Source organism: candidate division WOR-3 bacterium, assembly GCA_026418155.1.
Lineage (GTDB): Bacteria > Hydrothermota > Tepidihabitantia > Tepidihabitantales > CAIPLT01 > JAOABV01.
Map to the genome: position 1 here is coordinate 1 of JAOABV010000060.1, position 10,547 is coordinate 10,547.

The following is a 10,547-nucleotide window of genomic DNA, read 5'->3' on the forward strand; positions in this document are numbered from 1 at the left end:
ATTATCAATAGGATAGCGGATAAAGTCGCCTAACCCTTTGCCTTCTCGGTCAAATAAGCCTGTGGCTCATTCGATTAGTGCCGGCATTTTTATTATACCCACAACTCACCTTATTTCTAATTTTCTATCAAATTTGATTATTTTCTCCTAATATTGCACTTTAATTTTCTAAAAGATAGTTAGATTCTTGGTCTTTTAGTATGAAATATATTTTCGGCACATATCAGATATTTTTAGGCGTATTATTCTCTCAAAAGTGACTTTTTCTATAACACTATTTTCTAAATTTTTAGAGGGTAATGAGAAAATTATCGGCTGGTAATTTTTGTTGACTGCGGTGTCTTTTCAACTAAGACCAGTGTAAGATTAGAATGTTTCTCTTGTATTTGGATAAGTCTTCGACTGCTGGTCCGCTCAATAAATAAATTGTATTTTTCTGAATCAAAAGTTAAATTGATTTTATCACAGTCAAAAGTACCGGATAATGTTTTGATTATTGCTTTACCACCATAACTAACGGTGCCCAGTGCAACTTGGAGCAAAAACGGATTAATGATTTTAATCGAATAGCGCTTGCCTTTTTCCCATTGTAAACATCGCATTAGCCAAAAAACCATTTCGTTATCAAAATAGGTTCCTTTTACGGATAACGATTTGGCATCTTTGCCATCCATTGTTTCGGTCCAGATGTCAATATTAGATTCATCATAATGAACTTCGACAATTCGAGAATCAAAATCGGTTTCTAATTTCCGATAACTCCAAATCGGCGCGAAGTCTTGACGAGAAAAACATACGACCGTCGAATCACTTAAATAAGTCTCCTGCCAATCGATTTCACTTAATAGTTCTAAAACATAAGTCGGTTTTTTGTCCTCCATATCAAAATGTAATATCTGTTGGGTATATCCGATTAGTTGATTGTTGCGATAGATTTCATAATAATACTTATCACCGTTCTGCCAATTAGGCGCAATTAAATCGGACAATATCGGATGTGATTTCTGACAAGAAATATAACTTAAAATCAATGGAATTAATACTCTAAATATAAACTTTTGATACTGTCGCATTATATTAATCTTCGATAATTACAACTGCACCGGCATACTCATCAGTATGAGTAATACTTAATAAGGTCTTTTTATTATTTAAGATATCTTTGGCTTTACCTTTTATCTCTAATTTAGGCGGAGTTTTCTCATCGTCAATAATATTAATATCCTGCCAAGATATTATACCTCGTAATCCTGTGCCTAAGGCTTTAGAAAATGCTTCTTTAGCCGCAAATCGTGCGGCATAAGAAAGATATTTTTGGGACTGTGCTTCGCAAAATTTCTGTTCCGTGTCAGTGAAAATTCTATTCTTAAAGCGCATGCCAAATCGTTCGATGGCTTTTTGGATTCGTCTCACTTCTACTAAATCAATACCAATTCCGAAAATCGCCATCTCTATTTACTTAAAATTGGTATCAAAACTATTCTTAAACACTGCCAAGATGCTCAAATACTTTTTGGATTCGTCTCACTTCTATTAAATCAATACCTATTCCGAAAATTGGTATCAAAACTACTCTTAAACACTGCCAAGACGCTCAAATGCTTTAGGATTCGTCTCACTTCTATTAAATCATCGCTAATTCCGAAAATTACCATTTTCGTCACCTATCCAATACTTAACAGATTGGCTTTTAGTGCTACTGCGTATTTTAACTATCTTTATTTTCTTGGTCAATTATTTTGACTAACTCGTAGATGTCATCAATATCCCAATCTGCGCCTGAGTTTTTGGTGCCGAAAGTGTCGCCATATCGTGCAAAGACCGTCTTCATTCCTAAAAGTTTGGCACCAACAATATCGCGCTCTGCCCAATCTCCCACCATAATCGCATCTTCAGGTTTTAGTTTTAATAATTCCAAAACCTTGATAAACGGCTCTGGTGCGGGTTTGCGTTTCTCAGTATCTTCAAAAGTTACCACCACATCAAAATAATTATGAATATTTAAGGCACATAATCTTAACCAGGCTTGAAGTCGTGGCGCATCGGAAACAACTGCTAATTTTAATCCCCGTTTTAATAATTCTAATAAAGTAATGGTCACCCGCGGATAAGAAACTAAAACGCCTTCGCGTGCCCGACGATATGCGACAATACCAGCCGCAAGTATCTTATTATCAAGCCTTCCCAGTTCTTGCATTAAGAAGTCGTCAAATACCTGTTGATACTCAATGCCTTTTTGTTGATAAATTTCAAAGATTCTTTTGCGGGCATCTTCTTTTTTCATCTGTAAGCCGGCATCGATCATTGCTTCAACTGCTGCGTCTATCGCAAATTCCTTTAATTTCATAAAATCGACTAAGGTGTTATCTAAATCAAAGATAATCGCTTTTATCTTTTTACTCATAAACGTTGTAAACAATCAATTTTTATTATTTACCAGCACATAGATTAACCGGTTCGTGTTCTCGCTCATCTGTTAATTTTATTCAAAGTTGTGGTTAGGGCTTTTTTAAGTATCTCGTAAGTTCGCTCCAATTCTTGACAGATAATTTTGGTATCAGTTAAAATCGGCATAAAGTTTGTATCGCCATTCCAGCGCGGGACAAGATGCATATGGAAATGGTTCGGAATCCCCGCGCCCGCAACTCTACCCAGATTCGCACCAATATTAAAACCATCAGGCTTAAGCGTCTTACTAATAACTTTAACACATTGCTGGAGTAGATAAAACATTTCGCTCGTTTCTTTAGAACTAAAACTTTCAATTTTACCTGAATGTCGATAGGGTGCAATCATTAGATGCCCTGGATTATAGGGATATCGGTTCATCATCACAAAAGAATATTTTCCCCGCAATAGAATTAAAGCGGCCGCATCATTCTTTTCCGAAGACGCTTTAATACAGAGCACACACTTTTGTCTTTTATCTTGCTGACAACTATTAATATATGCCATGCGCCAAGGCGCCCAAATATGTTTCATAAATTCACTCTCCCCTTAGGTGTTTTTAGATATGAAGTAGGTTTTCGGTTTTTGCACATTCTATTGTTTATCTAAAATAATCTCATCTGACTCTCTTTATCGGTTGGCAATTCCATCGGTGGTGTCGTTGTTTCTTGGCTAAACACACTAATTTTGCCAAAGACACCGTCATAACCAGGTTTACAAAAGACTTCGCCTTTACGCATCTGCGCGATGGCATATGCAATCCGTTCATCAGAATGCGTTACAATTTCGGAAATCGGAGCATTGAGTAAAACATTGAATTCGCCGGATAATGCGTTTACTAACTTTAGATACTGGTTTTTAACTGCATTCGTATCTCTGCCTACATTCATTGCTTCGGCAATAATCTCTTCTAAGGGAATTAAACTTTTATAAGGAATTGCTGACTCCGGCACAAAACCTTCAGGTCGGTCCGATAAAAGTAAAACCCGATGAGCAACGCCAATCGTTAATTTCTTGCCACAAACCGGACATAAATTATCGTTAGCCAACGCTTCTTGTGGACTTAAACAAACATTACAATTCCGATGTCCGTCATAATGATACTTACCTTCCTCAGGAAAGAATTCAATCGTAAATAAAAACCGGTTTTTATCTTTAGTCTTTAATACTTCCTTGATTTCATAATAGGAGAGTTTACAATTAAAGACATTGGCTTCGCGACCAATGCGCGAAGGTGAATGGGCATCAGAATTAGATATTAAAGAGTAGCGGTCAAGTTTTGAACAGGTCCAGTTCATTTTGGGGTCTGAAGAGAGACCGGTTTCTAAGGCAAATATTTCTGAGGTCAGTTCATCAAAACATTCCTCAATCGAGTCAAAACCGGAATTAGAACCGAAAAGAGAAAACCACGGCGTCCAAATATGAGACGGCACGATAAAGGCATCAGGCGCAATCTCCTTTATCCGTTCTAACATAACCTTAGTGTCAAGGCTAATAATTGGTCTGCCATCCGAACTTAAACTACCAAATTTTCCTAAAAACTGATTAATTTTATCAACATCTTCAAAACTGGATGCAAAGATAAGATTATGAATCCGACGCAATCTGCCACCTTTAGAATAGATATTACTCACTTCAGTCGTGAGAATAAAATATGTCTTGCCATATCGAAAAATTCCTTCATCAACTGGAAGCAGTTCTTGTCTTAAACTATTGAGCCATACGGGATGAGTAAAATCGCTGGTGCCAATCAACTTAATACCTTTTAATTCAGCGGCTTCAGCAATTTGTGGAATTACCATATCACTACTTGTTGCCCGAGAATATTTCGAATGAATATGAAAATCAGCAATAAATTCCATCAGTCTATTTTAGGTAATAAGGTATCAAATGTCAACCCTATCGTTAAAATAGTATTGTAAGACTCGCATTAATTTCAAGAATTATTATGCCGAATTCTGTTTTATTACCCAAAAAAGTTTGATAAAAAATTACCTCGCCAACTCTATTTTCCCTTTGTCCCAAGCACCCAATCCAACCTTCTTATAATTTATTCTATTTTAACATTAAAATTTTCTTACATTTAATATCTTTTTCTGTTTGCCAAAGATAAAAATAAATTCCGGCACTGACCTTTTGATTCTTTTCGTCTGTGCCATTCCAGTAAAATTGATAATTACCTAATGGTTGTTTTCCCTTAACTAAAGTTTTGACTAACTGTCCTGCAATATCATAAATTGTTAAAGAAACATTTTCTGTTTGGAATAATGAGTAGGTAATTGCTGTGCGTTCGCGGAAAGGATTCGGACATGCCTTTAAGTTAACATCTTGGATATCAAAGAGCGTGCGCGTTTGTTCAAGGGCTGAAGTTTGCGTGTATTTAATTGTGAAATAATCATAAGATGTTCCTAAACCATAACTTTTTCCTGTAATATAGATATTATTCATTGCGTCTAATGCAAGCGAAACCGCTTTATCATCAAGATTGCCCGCATCATTAAAACGGTGTAACCACAGTTGATTACCATCCGAAGAATACTTTATCGTTACATAGTCAAAATTAGATGTTGGATTATAACTTGTGCCTGTAACATATGCGTTACTAAAATAATCGACTTTAATATCACAGGCTTCATCATCATATCCATAACCATCATATCTTTGCACCCATTGTTGAGTACCTTCAGCACTATATTTGATGGTGACAAAATCTTTATTGGTGCTGATACTACTTAACCTATTCTGTTCTTGTGGCCATTGCTCAAAACTATCAACACGATATTTAGTTGTGGCAAAGTCTTTATTTGTGCTGATACTATAACTATAGCCAGAAACATAGACATTACCTTGTAAATCAACTGCCAAAGCATAGGCACCGTCTTCACCATTAATTAAACCATTATAGCGTTGAACCCATTCTTGAGTTCCGTCTCGATTGTATTTAATAGTAGCAATGTCGCGATTAGTTCCAGAACCCCAACTCCGTCCTGTGACATAAACATTGCCTTGATTGTCAACCGCAATGGCAAACGCACCATCAGAATAATTGCCCGGTCCATTATATCTTCTCACCCAGAGAGTTTCACCATAAGGGTTATATTTAATTGTGGCATAATCATAAAAAGTTCCTGAACCAAAACTGGCACCAGTGACATAAACATTACCTTCATTATCAACTGTAATTGCATTAGCATAATCAATAATATTTGACGGACCATTATAGGTTTTAATCCATTGGACTTCACCATTGGAATTATATTTGATTGTGACATAGTCGAAGTCAGTTGATAAGTTTTCGCAAACGCCTGTGACATAAACATTGCCTAACATATCCACGCAGATATCAGAACCAGCATCATATCGATTAGCACTACCATTATATCTTTGCGACCATTGTTGAATACCTTGAGCATTATACTTAACTGTAACGATGTCATAATCTGTGCCTAAACCATAACTTTCACCGGTCACATAAACATTACCCCAGCCATCTACTGTCATTGCATAAGGATAGTCGTTAGCATTGCCTGAGCCATTATATCTTGATACCCACAATCTTTCGCCATTGGAGTTATATTTAATTGTGGCATAGTCAAAATAAGTGCCCGAACCTTCACTGGCGCCTGTAATATAGAGATTATTTGCATTATCGATGACAAGACGAGTTGCTTCATCGTAACTGTGAGTCTGACCATTACATTGACTTACCCACTGTTGTGTGCCGTTAGTATTATATTTAAGAGTGATAAAGTCTTCATAACTCCCTACACCCAAACTCGTGCCCGTGACATAGACACTGCCACTATTATCAACCACAATCGAACTGGCATCATCGCCTCCATTGCCTGTTCCATTATATCGTTGTGTCCATTGCTGAACACCAAGTGCATTATATTTAATTGTGGTATAATCATAAGCAGTGCCTGTGCTCCAACTCGTTCCAGTAACATAAACATTATTAGAAACATCGACAAAGATTGCCTTAGGAAAATCGATACCATTACCTGTGCCGTTATATCTCTGTAGCCAAAGTTGAGTTCCTGTCGAATTGTATTTAATCGTAACATAATCATAATTTGTAGTATAACTGAAACTTTCGCCTGTGACATAGACATTGCCGTAATTATCAACCGCTAAAGCATTAGCGCAGTCATCGTCATTATCTGGTCCATCATATCTTCGCACCCATTGCTCAACACCATTAGTATTATATTTAATCGTAGCAAAATCGAAATAAGTTCCGAAACCAAAACTTTCGCCTGTTACATAAACATTACCCGCACCATCAACTTTAATCGAGTAGGCCTTATCATCACCTTCAGCCAAACCATCATATCTTTGAATCCATTGGAGAATACCTTGAGCATTATACTTAATCGTGGCAAAATCAAAATCACCTTCAACACCTTGACTTTCACCTGTGACATAGACATTACCTAAAGCATCGACCGCAATGGCGTTAGCACAATCGGCTTCATTGTCAGGACCATCATATCTTTGCGACCATTGCTCAACACCATTAGTATTATATTTGACCACAAAATAATCATAAAAACTATTTCCACCATCGCTTTCACCGGCAATATAGACATTGCCGATATTATCCAGAGTCAAAGCATAAGCAAAATCACCGCCGCCAATCGGCCCATCATACCGCGCGATCCATTGTTCCAAACCTTGTGCGTTATATTTAATTGTGACACAATCAAAGTCTGTATGCGCACTAAAACTTTCACCTGTGACATAAACATTGCCTAAAGCATCCACCGCAATCGCATAAGGATAGTCGCGGTCATTGGCTGTGCCGTTGTATCTTCTGGTCCATAAAGTTTCTCCCGAAGGATTAATCTTAATTGTCAGATAATCCATAAGCCGACCACTTCCGGTCCAGCCTGTGACATAAACATTGCCCCAATTATCGATGGCAATTGCAGTTGCTCCATCTTTACTATTAATCAATTCATCATATCTTCTTGTCCAGATTGTATCCGGTTGCGCCCAAAGCAATTTAACAAAAACCAGAAAAAAGAAGAATGTTCTTTTAATAGAATTCATATTTTAAGATAATATTATTAGAGTTATTGCTTAAGTCAAGATATTCCAAATTAGGCAAACATCAAAAAATTGCTCTGAAAAAGTGTCCCTGAACTTACAAAAGATTGAGCATATTCTGTGATTTTATCCGATACCGCTATTTATTTTAATTTAAACAGACACCATATTGGTTTGTGAATTTTTGAGCAAAAATTAATTTATCCAGAGATAGTTTGAATATACATTGACAAGACTACACTATTAATTAAAATTACCATTGTGATAATGAAAACTTTTTATTCTATCGGTATAATTCTAAACCGCAGCAAATTAAATTCTCAAAGTCTATTGTATTCTCAGGCAATCTCAATAACAGGCTCAATCTGTGATAATAAATATAAAATTACTCAGATATCAGACATTACACGCTTCAACAATGCAACCAGATCTGGTCAGATGTATCTCAACAATACCATATGGAGATTATTAACATTATTTTGAACACAGCACAAAAAAGTTCTCTGTGTTCTCAGTATCTCTGTGCAAAAAACTAACCTTTTAGGAGGCAATTATGCCCGACAATAAAAACAACACATTAATATTAGTCTTATTAATTATGGGATTAACTGGTCTATTTACCCTGGTAAAGGCACAAGTGAGTCAAGTTTGGGCAAGGCGATGGACTTCTGCAGGTTCTTTTGCTGATTACGCATATGTAATGACTATAGATAACTCAGGTAATGTTTATGTTGCAGGAAGTATGCAAACTTCTTCTTCAAATAGTCGTGCCCAAGTAATCAAATATAATACTAATGGCGATACTCTATGGCGCTGGACTGACCCTTATCCGGGAACTTTTCTTGAAAGAGCCAGTTCGATTACGGTTGCACCCTCAGGTAATGTTTATATCTGCGGACATACAATGCGCTTAAATGCTGGTGATTATCTGATAGTAAAATTAAATGGTCAAACTGGTGATACTGTCTGGTTGAGAACTTATGATGCACCCGGCAGTGGTGGTTATGATTTTGCCCGGAGAATTGTCCTTGATGCGGACGAAAATGTCTATGTCACCGGCTACGGTGCCCGTTCTGGTTATGGTTATTATGATATCGTAACAGTTAAATACAATTCCAATGGCGCTTTTCAATGGGAGGCATTTTATGATGGTGGTGTGACCGGGATTGACCACGGTTATTCAATATTTATTAATGAAACCGGTCTCTATGTAACAGGTTACTCTAATGCAACTGCATCCGGTAATACTGATATGGTAATAATAAAATATAATTCGGCAAATGGCAACGAAATCTGGGCGAGAAGATTTAATGGCAGTGCTGATGGTAATGACTATGGTCGTGATATTGTGGCTGATGCCTTAGGCAATGTTTATGTTACCGGCTCGCTCAATAATACTGGCACGAGTTCAGACCTTACAACTATCAAACTTAATTCCTCAGGCGATACTGTTTGGTTAAGAGCCTATAATGGCACCTATAATTTAGCCGATATCGGTTATTGGATAAAACTTGATGGCTCGGGTTATGTTTATGTCTATGGAACAACTTACTCGCCTATCTCAGTCTCTAATATGGATTTATGCTTAATAAAATTTAATGCAGTAAACGGCAATGTCGTTTGGTTAAGAACATATAATGGACCTGCGGTGGTGCAAGATACGATGCGAAGTTATGAAAATTGTCCTGACGAAAGTGGCCAAAACGGAATGGCAATTGATGCGTTAGGTAATATCTATCTAACTGGGCGTAGCACTTATATTGGTGCTCCCTACACTGGCCATACTGATATTTTGACCCTTAAGTATAATCCTAACGGCGAGTTGCTATGGACTATGCGTTATAACCATCCCGCAATGGATACAATCCATCAAGGACAATCAGTTGCAGTTGATAATGCTCATAATGTTTATGTTGCCGGTTATGGCCGGGGTGTCAATCCTGCAACCTATATTGATTGGGTGACAATAAAATATACCCAACCTGTAGCAATAACCGAAAAGGCAGAAAGAATTTCTAATTTAAACTTTAATGTCTACCCAAATCCGATTAATAAAAAGTCAATTATTCATTACATAGTTCCTAATAATGGTCAAGCGGTCATCAAACTCTATAATGCATTGGGTAGATTAGTCAAAACAATATCTGAAGGCAATCTTAATGCTGGTTCATATACAACTTCACTGGGAAATATTACCCGCGGAGTTTACTTCTTACGATATGAATGTGAGCATAATCGTCAACAAATAAAATTGACTGTGAACTAAAAATTCTCTTTTATCAGAAGGAAAGACTTTATCAAACAATAATCTAATTATTATCTTTCAAATTTATCCTAAAGGCTGGTTCAGGAAAGAAAGTAGTATCAAGTTTTCTGGGTAAATTCTTTTGTTTTCCATAAAGTTTTGCCTTTGTTAAATACTGTTTGTAAAATTAGTAATGTATCATATTTTGTGCAAATTTAGAATTACATATTAACAAAATTACATTTTATATTTACAATATATTATCAAATTATATTTACAATATATTATCAAAATTTGGGAACTCGAAAAGTTTTTATGTGTTCGAAATACAATTGATTTATTATGTGCATGGTTTATTACAGAAACGAGATATATCTAATTCTTTCTTTGAAAGGAGATTAGTTAAAAATCTCCTTGACGAATACAAAAATGTCGGTTATTATTTAATAAGTATGAGTGCGAAGCATTTTACAAGTGGTGTTTACTTCTTACGATACAATAATAACGATTATCAACAAGAAATAAAACTGATTATTCAATAAAAATGCGTTAAGCCTCCCACTTATATACTCCTCATATATCCTCTGCATAGGGTGGATGTGGGGCTCCACCCTATGTTTTTTATAGAATACAAAAAAGTTAATTTATTATTTAAACAATGTTGCTTTAGAATTCTTCGGCTCGTATTGGATGTAACACGGCAAATTGATACCTTCTTCGGTAGCAAGGAAGTTTAATGTTCAAAAGTTCAAGGCTAAACTGACAGAAAATATCTTTTTCTGTTTTTCCGTAAGTGTGGCAA

At 36.2% G+C, this 10,547-nt stretch carries 8 protein-coding genes; 2 read left to right on the plus strand and 6 right to left on the minus strand.

Annotation, left to right across the window (positions count from 1 at the left end; genetic code table 11):
* Positions 1-308: 308 nt before the first annotated feature.
* The 6 genes from N2201_06415 to N2201_06440 form a co-directional block, all read right to left on the minus strand.
* Complete coding sequence (locus tag N2201_06415; protein MCX7785838.1) at positions 309-1,073, minus strand: DUF3108 domain-containing protein; 765 nt, start codon at positions 1,071-1,073, stop codon at positions 309-311.
* A 4-nt stretch (positions 1,074-1,077) separates the two neighbouring features.
* A complete protein-coding gene (gene acpS, locus N2201_06420; protein MCX7785839.1) occupies positions 1,078-1,449 on the minus strand; it encodes a holo-ACP synthase in 372 nt (123 codons plus the stop codon).
* Positions 1,450-1,708: 259 nt separating this feature from the next.
* Positions 1,709-2,404 carry a TIGR02253 family HAD-type hydrolase gene (locus tag N2201_06425; GenBank protein ID MCX7785840.1) on the minus strand — a complete coding sequence of 232 codons (696 nt, stop codon included), beginning with the start codon at positions 2,402-2,404 and terminating at the stop codon, positions 1,709-1,711.
* A gap of 65 nt (positions 2,405-2,469) precedes the next feature.
* The gene (locus N2201_06430) at positions 2,470-2,982 is read right to left on the minus strand and encodes an HIT domain-containing protein (protein ID MCX7785841.1); all 513 of its coding nucleotides are present in this window, start codon (positions 2,980-2,982) and stop codon (positions 2,470-2,472) included.
* A 71-nt stretch (positions 2,983-3,053) separates the two neighbouring features.
* Positions 3,054-4,310: an endonuclease Q family protein gene (locus N2201_06435; protein MCX7785842.1), complete on the minus strand. Its 1,257-nt coding sequence runs from the start codon at positions 4,308-4,310 to the stop codon at positions 3,054-3,056.
* Between the two features lie 193 nt (positions 4,311-4,503).
* Positions 4,504-7,503 carry an SBBP repeat-containing protein gene (locus N2201_06440; GenBank protein ID MCX7785843.1) on the minus strand — a complete coding sequence of 1,000 codons (3,000 nt, stop codon included), beginning with the start codon at positions 7,501-7,503 and terminating at the stop codon, positions 4,504-4,506.
* 550 nt (positions 7,504-8,053) lie between these two features.
* Between N2201_06440 and N2201_06445 the strand changes: the two genes are divergently transcribed.
* Together N2201_06445 and N2201_06450 are read left to right on the plus strand one after the other, a co-directional pair.
* Positions 8,054-9,766, plus strand: coding sequence for an SBBP repeat-containing protein (locus N2201_06445; protein ID MCX7785844.1), 1,713 nt, complete (start codon positions 8,054-8,056; stop codon positions 9,764-9,766).
* A 296-nt stretch (positions 9,767-10,062) separates the two neighbouring features.
* On the plus strand, positions 10,063-10,287 hold the full coding sequence (locus tag N2201_06450) for a hypothetical protein (protein ID MCX7785845.1): 225 nt from the start codon (positions 10,063-10,065) through the stop codon (positions 10,285-10,287).
* The last annotated feature ends 260 nt before the right edge of the window (positions 10,288-10,547 follow it).